At 46.3% G+C, this 21,252-nt stretch carries 22 protein-coding genes; 14 read left to right on the plus strand and 8 right to left on the minus strand.

Annotation, left to right across the window (positions count from 1 at the left end):
- Window positions 1-26: 26 nt before the first annotated feature.
- A complete protein-coding gene (betB, locus tag J8N69_RS09175) occupies window positions 27-1,484 on the minus strand; it encodes a betaine-aldehyde dehydrogenase (RefSeq protein WP_168827008.1) in 1,458 nt (485 codons plus the stop codon).
- Between the two features lie 293 nt (window positions 1,485-1,777).
- A complete protein-coding gene (locus J8N69_RS09180; RefSeq protein ID WP_168827010.1) occupies window positions 1,778-2,083 on the minus strand; it encodes an isoamylase early set domain-containing protein in 306 nt (101 codons plus the stop codon).
- A gap of 340 nt (window positions 2,084-2,423) precedes the next feature.
- Here J8N69_RS09180 and J8N69_RS09185 point away from each other — a divergent pair, with 340 nt between their 5' ends.
- The gene (locus J8N69_RS09185) at window positions 2,424-2,573 is read left to right on the plus strand and encodes a hypothetical protein (protein ID WP_168827012.1); all 150 of its coding nucleotides are present in this window, start codon (window positions 2,424-2,426) and stop codon (window positions 2,571-2,573) included.
- Between the two features lies 1 nt (window position 2,574).
- Here J8N69_RS09185 and J8N69_RS09190 read toward each other — a convergent pair whose 3' ends face one another.
- The 4 genes from J8N69_RS09190 to J8N69_RS09205 form a co-directional block, all read right to left on the minus strand.
- On the minus strand, window positions 2,575-4,302 hold the full coding sequence (locus tag J8N69_RS09190) for a GNAT family N-acyltransferase (RefSeq protein ID WP_168827014.1): 1,728 nt from the start codon (window positions 4,300-4,302) through the stop codon (window positions 2,575-2,577).
- A 315-nt stretch (window positions 4,303-4,617) separates the two neighbouring features.
- Window positions 4,618-4,800 (minus strand): hypothetical protein, encoded by a 183-nt coding sequence (locus J8N69_RS09195; protein WP_024025667.1) that lies wholly within the window; start codon window positions 4,798-4,800, stop codon window positions 4,618-4,620.
- 119 nt (window positions 4,801-4,919) lie between these two features.
- Entirely contained in the window at window positions 4,920-5,615 is a 696-nt protein-coding gene (locus tag J8N69_RS09200; protein ID WP_168827016.1) for a ChrR family anti-sigma-E factor, read from the minus strand.
- Window positions 5,616-5,620: 5 nt separating this feature from the next.
- Window positions 5,621-6,196 carry a sigma-70 family RNA polymerase sigma factor gene (locus J8N69_RS09205; RefSeq protein WP_168827018.1) on the minus strand — a complete coding sequence of 192 codons (576 nt, stop codon included), beginning with the start codon at window positions 6,194-6,196 and terminating at the stop codon, window positions 5,621-5,623.
- 246 nt (window positions 6,197-6,442) lie between these two features.
- On the opposite strand from J8N69_RS09205, the gene J8N69_RS09210 reads away from it, so the two are divergent.
- The 9 genes from J8N69_RS09210 to J8N69_RS09250 all read left to right on the plus strand — a co-directional run bounded on the left by J8N69_RS09210 (window position 6,443) and on the right by J8N69_RS09250 (window position 13,511).
- Entirely contained in the window at window positions 6,443-6,886 is a 444-nt protein-coding gene (locus J8N69_RS09210; protein ID WP_227803857.1) for a nuclear transport factor 2 family protein, read from the plus strand.
- 15 nt (window positions 6,887-6,901) lie between these two features.
- Window positions 6,902-7,663, plus strand: coding sequence for an SDR family NAD(P)-dependent oxidoreductase (locus tag J8N69_RS09215; RefSeq protein WP_168827022.1), 762 nt, complete (start codon window positions 6,902-6,904; stop codon window positions 7,661-7,663).
- Between the two features lie 123 nt (window positions 7,664-7,786).
- A complete protein-coding gene (locus J8N69_RS09220; RefSeq protein ID WP_168827023.1) occupies window positions 7,787-9,037 on the plus strand; it encodes an NAD(P)/FAD-dependent oxidoreductase in 1,251 nt (416 codons plus the stop codon).
- Window positions 9,031-9,822, plus strand: a complete 792-nt coding sequence (locus J8N69_RS09225; RefSeq protein WP_168827025.1) for a DUF1365 domain-containing protein — start codon at window positions 9,031-9,033, stop codon at window positions 9,820-9,822. The genes J8N69_RS09220 and J8N69_RS09225 overlap by 7 nt, the downstream gene beginning before the upstream one ends.
- A gap of 26 nt (window positions 9,823-9,848) precedes the next feature.
- The gene (locus J8N69_RS09230) at window positions 9,849-11,117 is read left to right on the plus strand and encodes an SAM-dependent methyltransferase (protein ID WP_168827027.1); all 1,269 of its coding nucleotides are present in this window, start codon (window positions 9,849-9,851) and stop codon (window positions 11,115-11,117) included.
- 14 nt (window positions 11,118-11,131) lie between these two features.
- On the plus strand, window positions 11,132-11,659 hold the full coding sequence (locus J8N69_RS09235) for a DUF2878 domain-containing protein (RefSeq protein ID WP_168827029.1): 528 nt from the start codon (window positions 11,132-11,134) through the stop codon (window positions 11,657-11,659).
- Window positions 11,656-12,381, plus strand: coding sequence for a hypothetical protein (locus J8N69_RS09240; RefSeq protein WP_168827032.1), 726 nt, complete (start codon window positions 11,656-11,658; stop codon window positions 12,379-12,381). Before J8N69_RS09235 ends, J8N69_RS09240 begins: the two co-directional genes overlap by 4 nt.
- A gap of 23 nt (window positions 12,382-12,404) precedes the next feature.
- The gene (locus J8N69_RS09245) at window positions 12,405-12,974 is read left to right on the plus strand and encodes a DUF3833 domain-containing protein (RefSeq protein WP_168827034.1); all 570 of its coding nucleotides are present in this window, start codon (window positions 12,405-12,407) and stop codon (window positions 12,972-12,974) included.
- A 186-nt stretch (window positions 12,975-13,160) separates the two neighbouring features.
- Window positions 13,161-13,511: a DUF6164 family protein gene (locus J8N69_RS09250; RefSeq protein ID WP_168827036.1), complete on the plus strand. Its 351-nt coding sequence runs from the start codon at window positions 13,161-13,163 to the stop codon at window positions 13,509-13,511.
- Between the two features lie 35 nt (window positions 13,512-13,546).
- On the opposite strand, the gene J8N69_RS09255 is transcribed toward J8N69_RS09250, so the two are convergent.
- The gene (locus tag J8N69_RS09255; protein ID WP_168827038.1) at window positions 13,547-14,512 is read right to left on the minus strand and encodes a DMT family transporter; all 966 of its coding nucleotides are present in this window, start codon (window positions 14,510-14,512) and stop codon (window positions 13,547-13,549) included.
- Window positions 14,513-14,623: 111 nt separating this feature from the next.
- On the opposite strand from J8N69_RS09255, the gene J8N69_RS09260 reads away from it, so the two are divergent.
- From J8N69_RS09260 to J8N69_RS09275, 4 genes are all read left to right on the plus strand, one after another.
- Window positions 14,624-15,556 (plus strand): LysR family transcriptional regulator, encoded by a 933-nt coding sequence (locus tag J8N69_RS09260; RefSeq protein WP_168827040.1) that lies wholly within the window; start codon window positions 14,624-14,626, stop codon window positions 15,554-15,556.
- Between the two features lie 84 nt (window positions 15,557-15,640).
- Window positions 15,641-16,633 (plus strand): 23S rRNA (adenine(1618)-N(6))-methyltransferase RlmF, encoded by a 993-nt coding sequence (gene rlmF, locus J8N69_RS09265; RefSeq protein ID WP_168827042.1) that lies wholly within the window; start codon window positions 15,641-15,643, stop codon window positions 16,631-16,633.
- A gap of 144 nt (window positions 16,634-16,777) precedes the next feature.
- Window positions 16,778-19,084, plus strand: a complete 2,307-nt coding sequence (locus J8N69_RS09270; RefSeq protein WP_168827044.1) for a putative bifunctional diguanylate cyclase/phosphodiesterase — start codon at window positions 16,778-16,780, stop codon at window positions 19,082-19,084.
- A 57-nt stretch (window positions 19,085-19,141) separates the two neighbouring features.
- Window positions 19,142-19,870, plus strand: coding sequence for a 1-acylglycerol-3-phosphate O-acyltransferase (locus J8N69_RS09275; protein ID WP_168827046.1), 729 nt, complete (start codon window positions 19,142-19,144; stop codon window positions 19,868-19,870).
- Between the two features lie 13 nt (window positions 19,871-19,883).
- On the opposite strand, the gene J8N69_RS09280 is transcribed toward J8N69_RS09275, so the two are convergent.
- Window positions 19,884-21,242, minus strand: coding sequence for a DUF3482 domain-containing protein (locus tag J8N69_RS09280; RefSeq protein ID WP_168827048.1), 1,359 nt, complete (start codon window positions 21,240-21,242; stop codon window positions 19,884-19,886).
- Between the last annotated feature and the right edge of the window lie 10 nt (window positions 21,243-21,252).

Here is a 21,252-nt window from a genome sequence, read left to right on the forward strand (position 1 = left end):
GTCTCGCTTAATTGAGTAAGAGTCGCTTAGTAAGGACTTTCGATGTCGTTTAGATCGACAAAGACGCTCTTGTTTTGTGTGTAGTGGTACAAGGTTTCGATGCCGTTTTCACGACCAATACCAGATTCTTTGTAACCACCCACTGGCATTTCAGCAGGAGAAGCACCCCAAGCGTTGATCCAACAAATACCGGCTTGCAATTGATTAATTACACGATGAGCGCGCGCGAAGTCTTTGGTGAAAACGCCTGCAGCCAGTCCTAGCTTGGTGTCGTTAGCACGGGCAATCACTTCGTCTTCGTCGGTGAAGCTAAGCACTGACATGACAGGGCCGAAGATTTCATCGCGCACTTGTGGCATGTCGTCGGTGCAATCAGTGAAGACAGTTGGCGCCACAAAAGCGCCTTTGTCTAAGCCGTTTTCAGTGACTTGGTAACCACCGCACAACAAGGTTGCACCGGCGTCTTTGGCGGCTTGAATATAACCTAAAACTTTTTGCATGTGATCTTTTGAAATCAAGGCGCCGACTTGCGTGTTCATGTCCATTGGATCGCCAATGATCATCGCCTCAGTGCGCGTTTTTAGTTCTTTGGTGAAGGCGTCCAGCATGTCGGCATGGACGAAAACACGGGTGCCGTTGGTGCACACTTCGCCTTGGGTGTAGAAGTTCGCCAACATTGCCGCAGAAACCGCCTGATCCACTGGCATATCAGGGAAGATAATCATGGGGGATTTGCCACCCAATTCCATCGTCACTTGTTTCAACGATTGCGCCGAAGCGGCCATGACTTTTTTGCCTGTGCCGACTTCGCCGGTGAAAGAGACTTTGTCGATGCCTGGGTGTGCGGTGATCATTTGGCCTGTGCGACCGTCACCCTGAATGACGTTGAAAACACCATCAGGCAAGCCAGCTTGAGTGAAAATTTCCGCCAGTTTAAGAGCGGTCAGTGGCGTTTCTTCGGATGGCTTGAAGATCATTGCGTTACCAGCGGCGAGCGCAGGGCCAGCTTTCCACATGGCGATTTGAATGGGATAGTTCCATGCGCCGATACCAGCACAAATGCCGAGTGGTTCGCGGCGAGTGTAGAAGAAGTTGCCCTTGCCAAGGTCTTGGTAATCACCTTGGATCTTGTCGGTTAGGCCTGCGTAATATTCGATCACGTCTGCGCCAGTTTGAATGTCCACGCAAATGGCTTCTTGCAGTGGCTTACCAGTGTCTAATACTTCCAGACGGGCAAGTGCTTCGTTGTTTTCACGCAGTAAGTCAGCGGCTTTTTTAAGAATGCGGCCACGTTCCACTGGGCTCATTGCCGCCCAGACTTTTTGACCTTGCTTTGCAGACTCAACGGCAGCATCTAGCTCGGCTTGTCCTGCGTGCTCGATTGTCGCAATCACCTCACCTGTGGCTGGGTTGATTGTCTCAAAGTGTTCACCGCTGGTAGATGCATGGTAGCGGCCATGAATGTATTGCTGCTGATGTGCCATGATGTGCCTCTTGTCGTCTGTTTCGGTGTTCTTACAGGGATCACCGACCAATGAATTTTTTATTAAACGCGCGTTTAATAAAAACAATTGTACATATTTTGACTATAAATTGCAGCCTGAATCCATGAAATAGTGGTTTTGGGGCAAAAAAATGACGTTATAGAGTGAAAGCGGTTTAGGGTAATTAAGCGTCAAAGGATGGACAAAGGACGGTATTGAGAGACGAACGTCCCGATCTGAATTTCGAGATCGAGACGTGCTATTAGTCGCTGTATGAAGGTTTAAAAGGGGTATTACAGGCTGATGACGCCGTTTGTGTCGAAGCTTACCGGGCTTGGAACATAGGCGTCGGCCATGTCGTCGTTGAGCCAGTTTTGCTCGTCGATTAAATAGCGAAGTTGATAGCTATGATCAACCTCTAAATTTAGCGTTGAGGCAAACACGCCAGACTTTTGTTTTTTCATTGGGTTGGCGGTGCCATCCCAGTTATTAAAGTCGCCAACCAGAGCGACGTTTTTGGCGTCACCGACGATTTCAGCAGGTAGGGCAAATTTCACTTTGCATTCAGGTTTGGTTTTTAGGTAGGTTTTTTCAATCATTTCCGGCTCCAAGGTCTATCTAGTGATAAACAAAAAGTTAAGGCTACTGAAAAAGCCTGAGTGTGGATGAATTTTATGCTTACGTTGTGAAAGCTAAGCAAGGCTTGCGCCATATTTCTTAACTCATTCATTGATCAATAAAAAAACTCGTACGCCGTCTTTCTTGTGGCTTTATATCAAATGTTTTAGCGCTTTATCTCGCTGTATTTGTTTTATATTTGAGCATATTGCACTCTTGTGGGGCTTGTTTCATCGGTCCAAAATAAAGACGTAAATTCACATTTGAGACGGTTTTCTGTCCTATACTCAAAGTGCACCAATAAAAATAACGAGGTGATTCATGGATATTCAAATGATCGTTCTTATTGCGCTTAGTGTGATGCTGGTTATCAAGATTGTTTATTTGGTTTTCTTTAAACGTCCTGAACAAGCAGCTCATCATACTCATCGCCATCATTCGCATGGTCATCATCACGATCCAAGATCGTAAATTAATGACTCACTTGGTTATGACCTCGGTAGCGTTTGTTTTTCGCTTCTTTGACTGTATTTAGGTCTACTAGGACCAATCCGTCCACACAGTAGCCAAAGTCGGCATCGACACCAAAGTCTAAGAAGCGAACCCCACCGGGCTCACACAATTCACTGTATTGTTTGAACAGCGTTGGCACACTGGCACCAAAGTGGCTGAGTTGCTCTTTTAATAGTCTAAAATCTTCTTCGTAATCGTCACCACTGAAGATAGTCGAAATGATGTCATTGTGTTCGGCATTAACTTGATAGGGCGTGAAAGCGCGCGCTAAGTGTTCTTTGTCGGCAAAATACAGTTTGTAGAAAGAGACGATAAAGTCTTTTGCCACTTGTGGGTAGCTGTTGCTTAGGCTTACCGGGCCAAACATGTAGCGAATGTCAGGGTGTTTATCGAGGTAAGCACCAATGCCGTACCACAAATAATCCAGACTACGCTTGCCCCAGTATTTGGGCTGGATAAAGCTGCGTCCTAGCTCGATGCCTTGCTCGAAATAGGGTTCCATATCGCAAGAGTATTGGAACAGCTCGGCACTGTAGATACGATTTGGTGTGTCTGATTTCATATATCGAGCCACTTCGCCAATACGGTAAGCGCCAACGATTTCCAGCTCTTCTTCGTCCCACAGAATCAAATGGCGATAGTACTGGTCGAACTTATCTAGGTCAGAGCGTTCGCCTGTGCCTTCACCCACTTTGCGGAAGGCAATCTCGCGTAAGCGGCCAATTTCTTTCATGGTGATTGACATAGGATCGTAATCGAATAGGTAAATTTGTTTGTTGTCTTTGGTGTTGCCAAGATGCTCTGCCAGTTTGAGTTCTTGTTTGATCATCTGTCTATTTTGCGGGTGTTCAACGGTTTTTTCGGTTTTAAGCAGCGGTTTTTTGCCTTTAGCGATGCGGTACAAATGGCGTTTTACCAGTTTGTTTTTCTCTTTGTCGCTCAAAGGCAGCTTTGCCAATTCTTGAATGGGAATGGCTTGACCCACTTGCATGGGAATTTTGCGATTTTTCTGACGAAACATTTCATTGGCAAGTTGAATCGTAGACAGCGGACGATACAAAAGTGAGCTGGTGTAAAACAGCATGGAATTGCGTCCGCCAATATGAACTGGCAATAATGGACTGTTGGTTTTTTGCGCCAATTTGAGATAGTTCTGATTCCATTGCTGGTCTTTGACGCCACTTGGCGACATACGAGAGACTTCGCCAGCGGGGAAAATAATCACCGCTTCTTCATTGTGCAGGCAACTCATAATGGCTTTAAGTTGCTGGCGCGCGGTTTTTCCGCCTAGATTATCCACTGGTAGCACCAGCCTCTTTAAACCATCAAACCCCATTAATAAATCATTGGCGACGATTTTTACGTCGGGACGAATTTCGCCTATTAAGCGTAATAGCGCCAAGCCATCTAGTGCTCCAAGGGGGTGATTGGCGATGATCATCACGCGTCCGCTGGCGGGAATGTTGCGTCGGTCAACTTGGCTGACTTGATAACTAAAGTTGAAGTGATCCAGTACGCGATCAATAAATTCGAAGCCGACACAGCCGTGGTTTTTTTCCAGGAAATGGTTTACTTCACTTTCGTGGAATAAGCGCTTTAATAGGCTTAACGTCGGGCGAGTGATGAGTGGGCTCTTGTCGAAAAACTGAGGCGATTTACTGGCAATCATTTGCTCAACTTGTATCACAGTCGTACTCCGCTCTAATAAGATGTCTTATTGATGAGAGTAGAGCGTCAATATGACAAGAACGTGACGTTTGTGTGTCGAAAAAATGACCTGTTGCTATTCTGTTTGCGGACAAACGTGGTTGTCTAAGGCGTTGTCTAATAAGTCGGAGGTCAATTAGGTAGGCGTAGAATAAGAGTGATTTGAGGTAGGATTAATCTCGCGCTTTGGGCTTTTAATATACTTAAACTAACGTATACCCAAGCGCGCGATAATAGAGCTTCTAACGGATAAAAATAACAAAAACGTTTGCGATAAACGAACTGTCTTTAGCGCTTATTGTGCTTTGGTTTTGCTATTTCCCAAAGAAATATGGCGCGATCCTGTTAATTGCGATTGTCCACTAACCCCTGAATCAATCTTATCTATTTGACCACCACGAGCAAGAAACTCTTGCATCTGCTTTTCGATGGATTCTGAGGTTTCCGAAGCGGCTGGCTGCTTTTTCTTCGTTGCCATAATAAATAGTCCTTGTTATTAGATTGAATAAGGACTATACCAGAATCTTAGAAACATTGCTTGTTATTCACTAACGTCTGCTATCGTGCGCTTAATTTTCGTATGTCGTAACAATTGTATTAAGTGTGCGAATGTGGATGATAACGACGAATAATCGGATTGAGTAAACGTGTAAACCACCCCGTAAACTCAATCGGTGCATCTAATACCGTTAAACAAATGCATTCGGCGTCTTCAGTGACCATCGGCTTGTGTTTGTGGCTGGCATCACGGCAAATGAAATCTCCCTGTCTATAAACGCCACTGTCATCGGAAAACGCCCCTTCTAATACCAAGGTTATTTCATCCCCTGTATGAGTGTGAGTCGGCATGTGGGCACCGGCTTTGACTCGCGTAAGAGCAACTTGTGCACCGCCTTCTTCGTTGTAAAGTGTGGCGATCTTAAAGGACGGAGACAAACGCATCCAAGACAGCTCATCGTAGCTTTTGCTAATAAACTGGCGCAGGCTGCGAGGAATGGCGTAATCATCCCATTGGGTGTCTTTATCTTTATCTTGCTGTGTGCTTTTAACGCTTTCTTGTGCTGGCTGCTGGGCTAAGTTTTTGAAAAAACTGTCTTTTAAATTACTCAGTGGACGGTTTTCCGTTTGCGCCTGATCAAAAAGGTGTGAGCCAAGCATTTCTAATTTTCGGATTTGCTGTTGGCATTCAGGGCAATGCTCCAAATGTGTCGACACGCACAAGGAATGCGCTAGAGGCAATGAACCCGCAGCGTAGTCGGTGAGTATTTCAATCGATGGATGGTAGTGGGTCATCGATATTACCTCTTAACGTAAATAGTGAGTTTGTGCAAAGCAAGGCGAACCCGAGATTTTATCGTTCCAAGAGGGAGAGATAATTCTTCCGCGGCTTCCTTATGTGTTTTGCCTTCTAAATAGACTTTTGACAGCACCTGTTTTTGATCTGGTGGTAACTTGTCTAAGCCTTGCTGAATGCGTTCTTGATCTCTTTTTTGCTGTGCGTCTTTAAATGGATCGGCGTTTTCGTCGATCACATTTTGCCAAAGATATTCCGGATCAATATCCGACTGATGTCGACTGTTTTTGCGCAAATAATCAATACGTGCGTTTCTTGCTAGGGTAAAAACCCAGGTATTAAGCGACGCCGATTCAGGTTTGTAAGTGTGTGCTTTATTCCAAATACGTATCATCACCTCTTGGGCAATATCATCGGCCATTAAATTGGCCCCCGGCTGGGCGGCAAGGCAGAAAGATCTTACTTTCGGAACATAGTGATCAAACAAACGCCCTAAGGCGGCTTGGTCTCTATGTTCGGCAACGGCAAAAAGGTCTGCTAGCCGTTTTTCGTCAATGGGTAATGGTGTTGCGCGTTCCATTTATCGCTCCAAAAAAAGCAAAACTGTCATACGCCAGTGTGCGCTGTATCAAATATACGTTGGATTTGTGGCGGTGGATCACTTTTGTTTATTTAAATAGTTTAATTTGTCCTGTGTTTAATTTTTCATTCTGGGCGTTTAATTTTTCATTCGAGGGTGATCCAAAATGCGCTGAAATGCGTTTAACCACTAGGGTGAGACAAAAAGCCCCTCCATCAAGGCAAATAGCTAAGGTAAATGATGAGTATGACGGACTCAAAAGTGCCCCCCAATTCTTTATTAATAGAACGCTTTAAGGCGTTTTATCAAGATGTGAAGCACCCACGATTAGATAAGATCGACGATGTTTACGCTGATGATGTGTTTTTCAAGGATCCTATCCATGAAATACGTGGCGTGGCAACCTTGCACGCTTACCTGTCGGAAATGTGTGCCAATGTGCACAGCGGTCGTTTTGAATACCTAGACCAGCTGGTGTCTGAGAATACGGCTTACATTAAATGGAATATGCATTTTAAACACCCTAAATTAGGCAATCAAATTATTACGGTACGGGGTATGAGTCAGGTGCAATTTAATGAGCGCATTTATTTCCATGAGGATGTGTACGACCTTGGTCAGCTGATTTATGAGCATGTACCCTTATTGGGCGCAGCGGTTAAAGGCTTAAAAAAGCGCTTGGCAAAGTAAGTAGAGGGATATTCGATGAATCAAAAGACGGCAAAAAAAGTGGTTTGGGTAACCGGTGCCAGCTCTGGGATTGGCTTGGCGCTCACAAAACGCTATTTAGAAGCAGGCTGGCGAGTCTTGGCAAGTGCAAGAAAGCCGGGTGAGTTAACGCCTTTATTAGACAAGCATGAGCACTTAGCCTTTATTGAGTTTGATATTGCCGACGACAGTCAAATTGATTCGGTACGGGCTGCATTGGCGGCTCACTCAGACTGCTTAGATTGTGCGGTTTTAAACGCAGGCACCTGTGAATACCTCGATATGAGCGATATCGACCCAGATTGGAAAATGATGGATCGAATCATGTCAGTGAATTTTTTCGGCCTGGTCAACAGTGTGGATGTGTGTCTGCCTTTGCTGAAAAAATCTTCGCGCCCGCATCTAGTTGGGGTCAGTTCTCAAGCCGTGCAAGCGGCCTTTCCTCAGGCCGAAGCCTATGGCGCGAGTAAAGCCGCTGTGCGTTATTTCCTCTCTTCTTTGCGCATGGATTTAAAGCCATTCAATATTGATGTGACCTGCTTGTTACCAGGCTTTGTTGATACACCATTAACGCAGAAAAACAGCTTTTCGATGCCTTTTTTGATGTCTGCCGATGACGCCGCTAAAAGAATGTTCAGCGCCTTAGAATCACGCCCTTTTGAGTTTGCCTTTCCTAAGCGTTTATCGGCCATGTTGTGGGCAGGGCGGCACTTTCCGAAATTATGGCTGACTATGTTGGCACCTAAAAAAGAGCGTTAGTGTCTAGAAAAATCGTTAGTGCCTAAGCAAAGTCATTAGCGTCTAAAAAACAGCAAATCAAACGGAATAAAAATATCGGCCTAACTTGGCGGATGAAGAAACCTATGTTTAAGGGGACAATGAGTGAAAATTGCCATAATTGGGTCAGGGATTTCCGGTTTAACCAGCGCCTATCTTTTACAGCAACAACATGAGGTGATGGTATTCGAATCTGCTGAGCGCATTGGTGGTCATACCGCAACGGTCGATGTGGCCGAAGGCGGGCGTACGCGGTCGATTGATACCGGTTTTATTGTGTTTAATGATTGGACTTACCCCAACTTCATTCGCTTAATGGATGAACTGGGAGTGGCGTCTAAGGCGACAGAAATGAGCTTTAGTGTGAGCTGTCAGCGCACGGGGTTAGAATACGGCGGCAACAACCTTAATACCTTGTTTGCACAGCGTCGTAATCTGTTAAATTTTGCCTTTATGGGCATGTTAAAAGACATCGTGCGTTTCAATAAAGAAGCCATCCAAGACCTAGACAGCGGCCAATTGAAAGAAGGCGTCACACTGGGCGAATACCTGCAAGAAAAAGGCTATGGTCCGCGTTTTGCCAGCCATTATTTGATTCCGATGGGCAGTGCGATTTGGTCGTCCACACTGGATGAAATGATGGATTTCCCCTTGGTGTTTTTTGTGCGTTTCTTTAAGAATCATGGCTTGTTGAGTGTTAATGATCGTCCTCAGTGGCGCGTGATTGAAGGTGGCTCATCGGCGTATCTAGCGCCGCTGGTGGCTAAGTTCCAAGACAGAATCCAACTTAGCGCCAACATCAGCAAAGTGCATCGCTTTGATGACAAGGTGGTGATTCACTTTGCCGATGGCTCTGAACAGACCTTTGATCAAGTGGTGTTTGCCTGTCACAGCGACGAAGCCTTGGCTTTGCTGGCGGATCCTTCTGCCGATGAAAAAGCAATTTTGTCGGCGATTCCATACCGCAATAACGATGTGGTATTGCATACCGATAGCCGCTTGCTACCGAAGAAAAAACTCGCTTGGTCGAGCTGGAATTACCATTTAGGCGAAGATAGCACCAAACCCGCTACGCTGAGCTATAACATGAATATCTTGCAGCATTTTTCCAGCGATACCACTTATGTGGTGACCTTGAACCAGACCGAGATGATAGACGAAGACAAAATAGTCGGGCGCTTTCAGTACTCCCACCCGACGTTTACCTTGGATGGCATCAAAGCACAGGACCGCTGGCAAGAGATTAATGGCGTCAATAAAACCTGGTTCTGTGGCGCTTATTGGCGCAATGGTTTCCACGAAGATGGCTGTTGGAGCGGCGTTCGTGTCGCCAATGGATTGGGTGTCATATGGTAGATTTTGTGCCTCAGCACAGTGCTATTTATCAGGGTACGGTGCGTCATCGCCGTTTTACGCCGCGCGCTCATGCGTTTCGCTATGGCGTTTTTATGATGTATTTCGATTTAGATGAGTTAGACGATGTGCTGGCGATGAGCCCTTGGTGGTCAATGAAATCTTGGTCGCTCGCTCGATTTTCGCGCAAGGATTATTTTGGCGACCCAAGTGTGTCGATCAAACAAGCGGTGCTGAATGAAGTCAACACGCGTCTTGATTTGAACTTATCGGGTGCCGTTAGGATGCTGACTAATTGCCGCTATTTCGGCTTTATTATTAACCCCATTACTCTCTATTACTGCTTTGATGAAAATGAGCAACTACAGGCCATGTTGCTTGAAGTCACCAATACGCCTTGGCGAGAAAAAATCCCTTACGTTTTAAAATGTGATCCAAATCAGCCAATGCAGCGTATCCAATTCAATAAGGCAATGCATGTGTCGCCTTTTCATCCAATGGAACATTTTTATGATTGGCGCAGCAATGTTCCGCACCATAAATTAGCGGTCCACATGCAAAATAAAGCGTTAGTGGGAGAGCAATGTGTGTTCGATGCCACCTTGTCGCTGACTCGTATGCCGTTAACGTCTTCTGCTATGGCGAGGGTGCTGTTTCGCTATCCGGTCATGACCATGCAAGTGGCCTTTGGTATTTATTGGCAAGCGCTAAAATTATGGATTAAAAAGGTGCCTATTTATTCGCATCCAAACTCATCGTCTACCTCTACTAAAAAAAGTAATCAGTAGCAAAACGCATTAGGAGACTACTAACTATGAACTCCGTCAGTATGGATAATCAGAAAGTGAGCAAAAATAACACAACAACATGGTTTGATACGCTAGCCCGCAAAATGGTGTTTGCTATGCTGGGGAAATTGGAAATAGGCCATCTTACGCTTGAAGAAAATGGCAAAACCTATGCATTTGGTGAGGCGAAAGACAGCACTCGTTACCTTGCTCATATTCAAGTCCATGATATTCATGCCTATCGCGATGTGTTTTTAAACAGCAGTATTGGTGCTGGCGAAGCCTATATGAAAGGCTGGTGGTCGTCGTCTGATGTGGTCGCGGTGATTCGTTTGATGGTGGCCAATTTAAACTTGATCAATAAAATGGACGCCAAACGTCCCATCTGGAGCCGTATCGGCGCCAAGATCGTACACAAGCTAAACGCCAACACCAAGAAGGGGTCAAAGGATAATATTTCTGCCCATTACGATTTGGGTAATGACTTTTTTTCTTTGTTTTTAGACCCAACCATGATGTATTCCTCGGCGGTTTATCCACAGTTAGATTCTTCTTTGGAAGAAGCGTCGGTGAATAAACTGGATCGGATTTGTCAAAAACTGCAATTAAGTAAAGACGATCATTTATTAGAGATAGGCACGGGATGGGGCGGCATGGCGATTCATGCGGCCAAACATTATGGCTGCCAAGTAACCACCACTACTATTTCTAAGGAACAGTACGAGTTTGCCAAAGCTCGGGTAGCAGCCGAAGGTTTGCAAGACAAGGTGACCTTGTTGCTAGAAGACTACCGAGATTTGCAAGGTCAATATGACAAGCTGGTGTCGATCGAGATGATAGAAGCCGTTGGTCATGAATACTACGATAGTTATTTCTCTAAGTGCAGCGAACTATTGAAACCCCATGGTGTGATGGTGATTCAGGCCATTACCATTGCAGATCAGCGTTATGATTATGCGCGCCGCTCGGTCGATTTTATCCAGCGTTATATTTTTCCGGGTGGTTGTTTGCCATCTAACCAAGTGATTGCGCATAAAATTGCCTCAAAAACAGACATGCAAATTGTCGGTTTAGAAGACATTACCGAACATTATGCTAAAACCTTAGCCGACTGGCGCATGCGCTTTCACGCGGCTCGCCATGAAGTAACCAATATGGGCTTTGATGACGTGTTTTGCCGTATGTGGGATTTTTATCTCGCCTATTGTGAAGGTGGTTTTAAAGAGCGTGCTATTAGCACCGGGCAATTCGTGTTTGCCAAACCTGATCACCGTTTGTCGATTGATTCGAAATAATAGGAGAAGGTGGCATGAAACCCTTACTGAATGCCATTTTGTTTCAAATTGTTTGGTTTGTTTGCTTACTGGCCGGAAATGTATGGGCTCTCGCCGTCACCGTTTTGTATTTGTTTTTGCATGATCGCTATTTTATGCGTACGCGAAGAGAGTGGCGTTTGCTGCTTGTCTTTCTCATGCTGGGGGTGGTTGTAGACGGCACCTTGTTTCAATTAGGTGTTTTTTCATCCAGTGCAGGCGGCGCCTCTGTCATGAACAGCCTACCGCCCATTTGGTTACTTTGCCTTTGGGTATGCGTGGCTACCTTGTTTGCTCATAGTTTGGCGTTGTTGCGTTTTCGTTATGCATTGAGCGCATTAATGGGCGCTATCGGCCCCACATTTAGCTATTTTGCTGGCGCCAAACTAGCGGGTATTCATTTAGCCGACCCTATCTGGTTAACCTTGCTGATGGTGGCCATTATCTGGGCTCTGGTATTAACACTAGGGGTGTGGTTGGCCGATAAGTGGTCACTGTTTGAAAACCAAGGGCAAATAAAATGATCAGATCCGCGAGGTTTACTACGCCAAAGCGCGCCATTGTTGTGGCGGTTTGTGGTGCTGTGTTGAGCTTAGTTAATGTGGCACATGCGGCGCCAGAAAAAATTATCGGCAGTGCTTACAGTTTAAAAACCGGTGCCTTGTTGTATCGAGAAACCCACCAACGGCTCGATGACAATACTCATAAAGTGGACTATTCAGAACCCAATGGGCGTATTTTTGCCCGCAAAACCCTCGATTTTTCTCAGTCACAGATTGCCCCAAGCTTTTCTCAACTCAATGAGCGCAATGGGGAGACAATAGACGTCAAGCAGGTTGAGGATAGATTACAGGTTAACTACTTGGAAAACAGCGCGTCTGAGCGGGAAGAAGAGTCGGTACCCCTGGTGTCGGGAATGGTCGTCGATGCGGGTTTTGATGCCTTTGTTAAGCAATATTGGGACGCATTGGCCGGCAAAAAAATGGACATTGAATATCTGGTGCCTAGTCAACAAAGGACATTTTCTTTTCGTGTCGGCAAAACCACGTGTGTTGAAAATACGCGGTCGGATGCGTTCTGTTTCGCGCTGACCCCTGTTTCTTGGTTGGTGAAAATGGCCGTTGATCCTATTGTGGTGGCGTACGATCCGAGCAACAAGACACTGTTACGTTTTACCGGGCGGGCCAATATTTGTGATGAAAATGGCAACTATCAGAGTGTGGACATTCAATATCGTTATCTTTAAGCCTGTTTTATGAGGGAGTCAGTATGAGTCATCTAGGTCGATCTGTTATGGGTAAAGTTTTGCTGTTATTGAGCTTGTTGTTGAGCTTATTGTTGGTCACGGCGTGCTCAACGTCCGATGTGTCTTTATACGCTAAAAATACGCCGAAGTTTGAATTGCAGAGCTTTTTTTCAGGTTCGTTGACGGCGCACGGTATCTTGAAAAACCGCAGTGGCGAGGTTATTCGTTACTTCAATGCGACCCTAGAAGGAAGCTGGGACGATGGCGTAGGCACCTTAGCCGAAGTGTTTGTGTTTGATGATGGCGAGGTTCAAAAACGCACATGGACAATGACGCCAAATGAGCAGGGCAATTATACGGCAACAGCGAACGATGTGATCGGCTCCGGCGAGGTGAAAATAGCCGGTAATGCATTATTTATGAACTATGTTCTTCAAGTGCCTTATGATGGCGACCTGATTGAAGTGAACGTGGACGATCGCATGTATATGGTTAAAGAAGGCGTCGTTATCAATGAGTCGGTGATGCGCAAATTTGGTGTTGAAGTGGGCTATTTGTCCATTGTGATTGAGCAGGCAGATCGCCAGTTGTAAGACTTAATGAGTAATAAATCACTCATTAAATGACGTTAATATCATTTGGCTAGAAAACAGTCGTTGGTTAGAAAAACGTGCCATTAAGTTGCGCAACGCACTGGATTATATGCACTGGGTAATATTGTATTTTCACTTAGCTTCTCTTACCCTTTAGCGCTTCTTTTGTCTCTGCAAGGTTATGTCATGGCAACTCTGGTGTTCCGGCTCAAATATGTTCCAGATGAGGAAGCGGATGATATTCGCCAATTATTAACCGATCATGATATTGCCTTCTACGAAACGACCGCCGGACGTTGGCAAGTGTCTATGGTTGGGCTCTGGGTAAAAGACAAAGAGCAAGCCACACAAGCCTTGGCGCTGATACGGGAAGATCAAATGGCCCGTGCCCAAACCATGCGTCCGATTACGCTAGGGCAGTGGGTGCTGGGTTATCTACAGCATGCGCGCCAAAACCCCGCGGAAGCCTTTTTTACCTTGGTGGCGGTTTTGCTGATTCTGGGCATTTCCATTATTCCGTTTACACTGTGGTTGTAGGGCCATTGACTCAAACGGTTGGGCTTTATTGTTTGTTACGCCACATTACTTAACGGCTTTGAGAGTAAGGCGGCTTTACGCTGTGCTCTGGCACTGATCCATTGCACGTTAATCGCACTAACAATAACAATCAACATGCCCAATAAACTTAGCAAATCCGCATGAGACGAACTAATGCTGCCGGTCCACCAACCCAAGGCGACACACAGTTCCGTTAGAATGAACGCCATCACTGGTGTTAACGCAACAGACGCACTGACTTGTACGGTTTGCCAGTAGCGCATGGCTTGTGCAAAAGCACCATAGGCGATGAGCGTATTAAGACAGCAAAATGCAGCAATCCAAGCCTCATCCGAGGACATGTTCAGCAGCTCGCTGGGCGATGAAAACGGCAACATCACAAGCAAGGCATAAAGGTAAACCGCCAATAAAATATTCGATGGTGCGAGGCGCTTGAACAACGATTTTTGTAGCAAGGCGTACAGAGACCAAGCCGCCGCAGACAGTTGCACAATGGCGAATCCCAGCCAAATAGAACCTTGCCCGCCTAGTCCAAAAATAGGGTGGAAGAACACCAACATCCCCAAGCCTATTCCGACAAAACATAGCCATTGTTGCCAATGAATGCTTTCTTTTAAGAAGAACAAGCCCCCTAAAGCGAGAAACAGCGGCGCGACTTGGAAACTCAGCTGTGCTGAACCCGGCAATAAAAAGTCTAAACTCCAGGCAAAGCAGGTGTAGTTAACAATCAAAAATGTGCCCGCCGTAAAAAGGCGTAGCCAGTCTTTTTTGACAAGCGATTTGAACTCGCCAAGTTTGCCGCGCTGCCACTGCCATAATCCCAGTAGGATGCCGGCCACTGAAAAGCGTAACCACGTCAGTGTAATGGGATCAGAAAATCCGCTAGACAGCTTGAGGGCAATCGGCAGCATTCCCCAAAATAGCACGGTAATAGAGCTAAAAAAGAGACCGTATAGAAACGTCTGTTTGGCGGTTAGCATGGCAGTTGCCCTTCAACATAAAGTAAATCAGAGCGATCATAATGGCGTTCCCTCTTTATTAAATCCAATGCATAATAGTTCTAATCATTATGCATAAAACGAGATTCGCTCATGATTCCTAGCTCGCTACAACATTTGGATCTTAAATCCCTGACTGGGTTGTTATATTTATTGGAAGAGCGCAATGTTGGGCGCGCCGCCGAGCGCTTGTACTTGAGTCAATCTGCGATGAGCCGATTATTGAACCGATTGCGTGACGCCTTTGATGACCCTTTGTTTATTCGCACCTCAAAAGGCATGGTGCCAACATCGAAAGCCATAGCACTAGAAGCGCCATTAAAGCTCATGTTGGAGCAAATGGCGGGGCTGTGGACAGAATCTGAATTCCAGCCACAAAGCAGTTATCGCACGTTTCGTATGCAAACCACTCATTATCAAGCACAAGCCTATATGCCTGCGATTGCGGAGCAATTTTATCGAGACGCTCCTTTTGCCTCACTCGAGACCAGCACGCTTACGGAAACCAGTTTGCTAAACCAAACCGAGTCCGCTTTGGATCTTGCTTTGTGCAGTGATTATATCCAGCTTCCGAAACATTTTGAGAAGCACTTATTGGGTCGAGAAAAGTTTCGCTGTGTTATGTCGGCGAATCATGCGTTGGCCACAAAAGACAACATTAGCCTAGACGACTATTTGGCTTACTCGCATGTGTTAGTGAATTTGGGCGGATCCAATCCGGTTATTAGTGATGCGTTACTTGGCGAGCGGGCCCGTGAGCGGCATTTTGCCTTTCGTACCCCTTATATGTTGGCCGCCTTGGAAACCGTGGGGCGGACGTCACTTTTAATGAGCAATAGTGGATTATTGCCAGAACGCTTCCAAAAACAATTTGGGCTGGTGATCAAAGATTTGCCGATGGATTTCCCTTTTATTCACTATTATTCAAGCTGGCCAAAATCGATAGAAAACGACCCCGGCGTGATGTGGTTTCGAGACATTTGTGAGCGAGTGGTAAAAGCCTTAATTCCTTATCCAGAGCAGTGACAGTCTAGGGAAGTGCCAGCAGATTTAGTCCAAGCTGGGCAATTCGGTTATACTCGTGTTTTGGTTTGAAACAATGGCATTATTGTGGTCTTAAAAAGCAAGAATACGAAGAGTAAACGCACCAACAAATTAGAACTCCATCCGCGTAATCCGCATCGAGCGCGTTACGATTTTGCGCTATTGGCCGACTCTTGCCCGGAACTTTCAAACTTTATACAGCTGAATCAATACGGTAACGAATCGGTCGATTTTGCCAACCCTGATGCCGTTAAAACCCTAAATCGAGCCTTGCTCAGTCACTTTTATGGGGTGGCTTTTTGGGATATTCCACCAGGCTACCTTTGTCCGCCGATTCCGGGGCGGGCCGATTACATTCATTATTTAGCCGACTTATTAGCGGTCAGCAATCAAGGCGTGATTCCACGTGGAAAAGCGATAAAAGTCTTGGACGTTGGGGTCGGCGCCAACTGTGTGTATCCGATTATTGGCCACCAAGAATATGGCTGGCAGTTTGTCGGTTCCGATGTCAATCCGGTTGCGGTGGCGACGTGTAACACCATCGTTAAATCCAATGCGGGTTTAAAAAGTGCGATAGTCGCGCGTTTACAAACGCAAGCAGACAAAGTATTTGATGGCGTGTGGAAAGAAAAAGACCGCTTTGATTTGACCTTATGTAACCCGCCCTTTCATAGCAGTGAAGCGGCGATGATTGATGAATCTCAGCGTAAATGGCGCGGCGTGAAAGGCAAAACCATTCGCGCAACCACAACCGTAAAACCAGTGTTGAACTTTGGTGGCAGCGCCGCAGAGTTGTGGTGCGATGGCGGGGAGGCGGGGTTTATCTCTCGCATGGTCAAAGAAAGCGTGCACTACGCGGATCGTTGTTTTTGGTTTACTTCTTTGGTGGCGCGCCAAGAGAATTTGGACACGATTTACCGCGCCTTAAAAGAGGTCGGCGCCCGCCAAGTAAAAACCATCGACATGGCGCAAGGCCAAAAGATCAGCCGATTTGTCGCGTGGAGTTTCCTCGCTGACGATCAAGTCGACTATTGGAAAGACCATTATTGGCAGCACTAATTTGCCAAAATGACGGTGGTGTGTTCATCGTTGAGTCAATGCAAGCCAGATGATGCCGACGCGTTGCCGTCTTAATATGGCGTAAAAGCCTTACAAGCCCTATTATTCTTATTATCCAGTGGCCAGTATTAAAGAGGATTTAGCGTGTTAAAAAGCTTTCAGGCACGACTGATCATGTTTGTTTTATTGCTGCTGGCGCTGGCTCAACTTGGAACCGCGCTCGCGGTATTGTCGTCGTTAAAGGAAGACAACTACAAGCAAGGTGTGCAATCCATCGATGTCTCACGCAATGTGTTCGATTTGTTTTTGGCTGCCCGTGCTGAACAATTGACCAAGGGCGTAGAAATACTCACCTCAGACTTTGGCTTTAAACAAGCCGTCGCGACCCGAGAAACGGGCACGATTCGTTCCGTGCTAGAAAACCATGGGGCGCGTATCAACGCCGATGTGTCCTTACTGGTCTCTCCAAACGGTGAGTTAATCACCGCCACTCAAGCGCTTGATATCGACAATACCATTGCCGATTTAGTCTACGCTGCGCGCCGTTCTCGTGGGGCGTCAATTAGTGCCATGATTGCGTTAGAGCGTCGCGCTTATCAATTGGTTTTGGTACCGATTCGAGCGCCCAATGTGGTTGCTTGGGTGGGAATGGCATTTTTATTAGACCAAGCGCTTGCCGAGCAAATAAAAAATGTGACTGGGCTGGATATTAGTTTTGTTTATGAAACCGGCGATAACTCAATGCTGGCGGGCGGGTCCACTTTGCCAGTGAATGAGAAAGCCTTGTTGTTTAAAGAGATCGGCAACACAAAAGACCTATTGACCGCTCCGGTGTTTTCTAATGATGAGAAGTACTTGTCTTTGGGGGTTGATCTGGGCATGACGGATCAATGGGGAATGATTCATTTGCCTTATCGTCCTTGGTTAGAAAGTTACAACCATACTCGTAATCAGTTGGTGTTGATCTTCACTGGGGCGCTGGCGTTGGCGTTATTATTTGGTGTGGCTCTTGCGCGGAATATGACGCGGCCCATTAATCGCTTGGTCGAATACGCGACGCAAATAGGACTGGGGGCGGCAAAAGGTCGATTGGAGTCGCCGCACATGTCTGGTGAGTTTGGGGTTTTGTCGAATACGATGGAGACCATGCAAAATGCCATTATTAACCGCGAAGAAGAATTAACGTATCGAGCCTCCCATGACCAGATGACAGGGCTGTTTAATCAAAGTGCGGTCGAGCATTATTTGAGTGAGGCGTTGCCAAAACAAGATGGGGCGCTGCTATTAATTAATATCCGACAATTTAAACAGATTAATAATATGTTGGGTTTTGATGTCGGTAATATTTTATTGGAGAAAATGGCCCAGCGGTTGAAAACCTGGAGCGGCGATGTCCATATGTTGGCGAGAATGAGTGGCGATAAATTCTTATTAATCGTTAATCAAAATGTCTCTTATCAAGACTGTGGCGCGATAAAACAATTGTTTAGTCGTGAGTTTGAGATTGAGCCAGGATCAGCGATTCGCCTCGATATTAGTATGGCCGTGCTGCCTTTTGAATACGCGACCGCCAGTGTCAACAGCGCCATGAGACGCTTGGATATTGTGGCGGATAAAGCGCGAGAAGACAGCCGCTTGTGTGTGTTTTATGAAGAAGGGCAAGACGAAGATCATCGTCGAAAACTGATTATTATCCGAGACTTACCGGCCGCATTAGACAGTGGGCAGTTGTTTGTGGTGTATCAGCCAAAGGTCAGCGTGGCGGAAAATGGTTGCCATGAGGCGGAGGCATTAATTCGTTGGATTCACCCCGATCTTGGCTTTTTGCCTCCTGATGAGTTTATTACGCTGTTAGAACGCGCAGGCTGCATACAGTTATTAACCCAATGGGTGTTGAATACGGTGCTTTCTCAGTTGCGGGTATGGTGGCAAGCGGGTCATGAAATACGTGTGGCGGTGAATTTATCGGCTCACGACTTGGTTGATGAAACCTTGCCCAATATGGTCGCAGAGGCGCTAAAGAAAAATGCCTTGCCGGAGCGTGCTTTGGCGTTGGAAGTGACGGAAAGTGCGGTGATGAAAGACCGGGAAAAGGTCATTGGTGTTTTGAATGCACTACAAAATATGGGCATTCACCTTGCTATTGATGATTTTGGCACGGGGCAATCCTCTTTAGCGTATTTACGTGAGTTGCCAGTGAATGAGGTCAAAATCGATCGGGCGTTTATTCAGTATATGGATACCAATAAAGGTGATGAGTTTATTGTTAAGGCGACGATTAATTTATCCCACAGTTTGGGTTTTCAAGTGACCGCAGAAGGCGCGGAGAATGTTGAAGGTGTCGCGCTTTTAAGACAGTATCAATGTGATAAAATACAGGGCTATTTCTTTTCTAAGCCTTTGGCTGCAGAAGAGTTTTTTAATTGGCGTGACAGCTTTAATCAGCGCTAAGTCAGCTCTTAAAACGATAACAAATCTTATAAATTGTGAAGGAAGACCGGCTCGAATATGTTGTTTTTGATACGGATGGCGTTGCTATTATGGTTAATCGTGGGGGTAACCCTGTGCGGTATTGTATTTTGTCTGCTGACTCTGTGGTCGAAAAATCGCGTTTATTATATCAGTCGCGTTTTTGCTCAGGTTGGCCCGCTGTTTGGATTATCCGTTGAGGTTAGGGTGGCGGCGTTAGCAAAAGCGGTTCCTCAAGCGGTTTATGTCGCTAACCATCAGAATAATTTTGATTTGTTTACCTTGGCGAAAATTGTTCCCAAAGGTGTGGTGACCGTGGGGAAAACCAGTTTGCGGTGGATTCCATTTTTCGGCGCGCTTTACTGGGCCAGTGGCAATATTTTGATTAATCGAGACAATCGTCAACAAGCCATCGCCACCATTGAGCAAGTGGTAGCGAGTATGAAAAAAACGGGTCTTTCGATTTGGATGTTTCCCGAAGGCACACGGAGTCGAGGGCGTGGCTGGCTACCGTTTAAGCGCGGAGCTTTTCATGCTGCGCTGCAAGCTGGGGTGCCGATTATTCCGGTGGTGTGTAGTAGCACTCATGGTCAAGTGAACTTGAATCGCTGGGATAATGGCAAGGTGCTGGTGGAAATGTTGCCGCCCATCGATACCGCAGGGTTACTGGAAATCGATGTAGTGGCCTTGATGAAACAATGTGAGCAACAGATGCACGACACGCAACAACGTTTGGATAACGAGCTTGGGAAGCGCACGCTGGCTTAGTTTTTCTCTTGGTTCAGCGCTTCTCTTGGTTTAGCGCTTGTTCGAGCGCCTGTTGCAAACCTCGTTTACTTGGATGGGAATCAGGCAGATCCTGCGTTTCCCATTCTGGGTGCTGTTGTGCTTGTTTCCAGTAAGGCTTAATGCGTTCGATCAAGGTGTCGCCTTGTGCTTGAGGAGTTAGCTGGTAGGCTTGTTGAGAAGCGTGCCCTCTTTGATGCAAGTGTTGAATCACCGTTAAGCCGCGCAAACATAGCAGTGTCAGGGTGGCTTTATCCACACACAAATAATAGCGTTTGGTCAGTTTGCTTTTCAGGGTATCTTTGTAATGTCGTCCGGTTTTCCATGTGGCGCCTAACAATGCGCCAATGGTTGTGGCGGTGCCTAATGTTAGCCCTGCTGACATTATGTCAACACCTGCCCCAATAGCGGCACCGGTTAATGCGCTGGTGCCCGTGTTTATGCCCCATTCTTTTAAGGTCTCGGTATCGAAAATATCCTGTTGCCAGCGATTGTTTTGGATTGCCAATGGCGTGGCGATAACATCTTCTTGTTGAAACTCATAAAGCCGCAACAGTCCGGCTATGTAGCGACTTTCTAGGGCGCGTATTTTATTTTCAAAGGTGTCTGTATCGTTGCTGGTCGGCGGATAGTGTGTGCATTCCAAACGGGCGCTAGCGGCTTTGATCATGAGTTCGGTGAGCTGGTTGACGGCCATGACTTTGCGTAATTGGGCGGCTTCTTCGCGCGATTGAATAAGCTGAGCGATGGCATCATAGTCTTCGGGCATTAGGCTTTGAATGCTCTGATAGAGCCGCTTTTCGTCTTCCACATAAAACGCCACGGTGTCGTATTTGATGACGGCGTGCAAATGTCGCTCGGCCAGAACTTTTCGCCACGCTTCTAGATGAGCGCTTGGTGACGCACTGAAGTTCAGGATGGGAATAATAGGCTTGTTGGCGCTGGCTAATAACGCCAGCTCATCTAGGTATTTCCCCAGCGGCGCTTGGCGAATATCAATCACGTATAAAATAATATCCGTCTTGCTTAACTGCTTTAAAATCTTAGCTTCTTGTTCAAACTCATTTTGCGCAAAGTGGCTTGCACAAAAAGGCGGCAGCCAGTCTGCGCCTTGATAAGCACGGAACGCTGCAGAATGGCGAATCTGCCATAACCCCATTGAGTCTTCAAACCCTGGCGTATCGGTTAGGGTGATGGTCGATTGTTGGCTGATTTCTATTGTGACGCTTTCGACGTGGCGCGTGGTACCGGCTCGGTCGCTAACATCGCCAAAGTCGTGACGGCGCAACAGCGTACGAATCAACGACGTTTTTCCGGTATTCGCGTGACCAACGATTAAAAGGGCAATTGACACAGCGTCTTCC

The sequence above is a fragment of the Marinomonas profundi genome, assembly GCF_020694005.1.
Lineage (GTDB): Bacteria > Pseudomonadota > Gammaproteobacteria > Pseudomonadales > Marinomonadaceae > Marinomonas > Marinomonas profundi.

Excerpts from the sequence above, each read along its gene's own strand:
- J8N69_RS09205 (WP_168827018.1), bottom strand. The coding sequence starts at position 6,196 with ATGGAACGCGCAACACCATTACCCATTGACGAAAAACGGCTAGCAGAC.
- J8N69_RS09250 (WP_168827036.1), top strand. The coding sequence starts at position 13,161 with ATGGCAACTCTGGTGTTCCGGCTCAAATATGTTCCAGATGAGGAAGCG.
- J8N69_RS09235 (WP_168827029.1), top strand. The coding sequence starts at position 11,132 with ATGAAACCCTTACTGAATGCCATTTTGTTTCAAATTGTTTGGTTTGTT.
- J8N69_RS09210 (WP_227803857.1), top strand. The coding sequence starts at position 6,443 with ATGACGGACTCAAAAGTGCCCCCCAATTCTTTATTAATAGAACGCTTT.
- J8N69_RS09185 (WP_168827012.1), top strand. The coding sequence starts at position 2,424 with ATGGATATTCAAATGATCGTTCTTATTGCGCTTAGTGTGATGCTGGTT.
- J8N69_RS09195 (WP_024025667.1), bottom strand. The coding sequence starts at position 4,800 with ATGGCAACGAAGAAAAAGCAGCCAGCCGCTTCGGAAACCTCAGAATCC.
- J8N69_RS09275 (WP_168827046.1), top strand. The coding sequence starts at position 19,142 with ATGTTGTTTTTGATACGGATGGCGTTGCTATTATGGTTAATCGTGGGG.
- J8N69_RS09240 (WP_168827032.1), top strand. The coding sequence starts at position 11,656 with ATGATCAGATCCGCGAGGTTTACTACGCCAAAGCGCGCCATTGTTGTG.
- J8N69_RS09255 (WP_168827038.1), bottom strand. The coding sequence starts at position 14,512 with ATGCTAACCGCCAAACAGACGTTTCTATACGGTCTCTTTTTTAGCTCT.
- J8N69_RS09200 (WP_168827016.1), bottom strand. The coding sequence starts at position 5,615 with ATGACCCACTACCATCCATCGATTGAAATACTCACCGACTACGCTGCG.
- J8N69_RS09180 (WP_168827010.1), bottom strand. The coding sequence starts at position 2,083 with ATGATTGAAAAAACCTACCTAAAAACCAAACCTGAATGCAAAGTGAAA.
- J8N69_RS09245 (WP_168827034.1), top strand. The coding sequence starts at position 12,405 with ATGAGTCATCTAGGTCGATCTGTTATGGGTAAAGTTTTGCTGTTATTG.
- J8N69_RS09215 (WP_168827022.1), top strand. The coding sequence starts at position 6,902 with ATGAATCAAAAGACGGCAAAAAAAGTGGTTTGGGTAACCGGTGCCAGC.
- J8N69_RS09225 (WP_168827025.1), top strand. The coding sequence starts at position 9,031 with ATGGTAGATTTTGTGCCTCAGCACAGTGCTATTTATCAGGGTACGGTG.
- J8N69_RS09230 (WP_168827027.1), top strand. The coding sequence starts at position 9,849 with ATGAACTCCGTCAGTATGGATAATCAGAAAGTGAGCAAAAATAACACA.
- betB (WP_168827008.1), bottom strand. The coding sequence starts at position 1,484 with ATGGCACATCAGCAGCAATACATTCATGGCCGCTACCATGCATCTACC.
- J8N69_RS09260 (WP_168827040.1), top strand. The coding sequence starts at position 14,624 with ATGATTCCTAGCTCGCTACAACATTTGGATCTTAAATCCCTGACTGGG.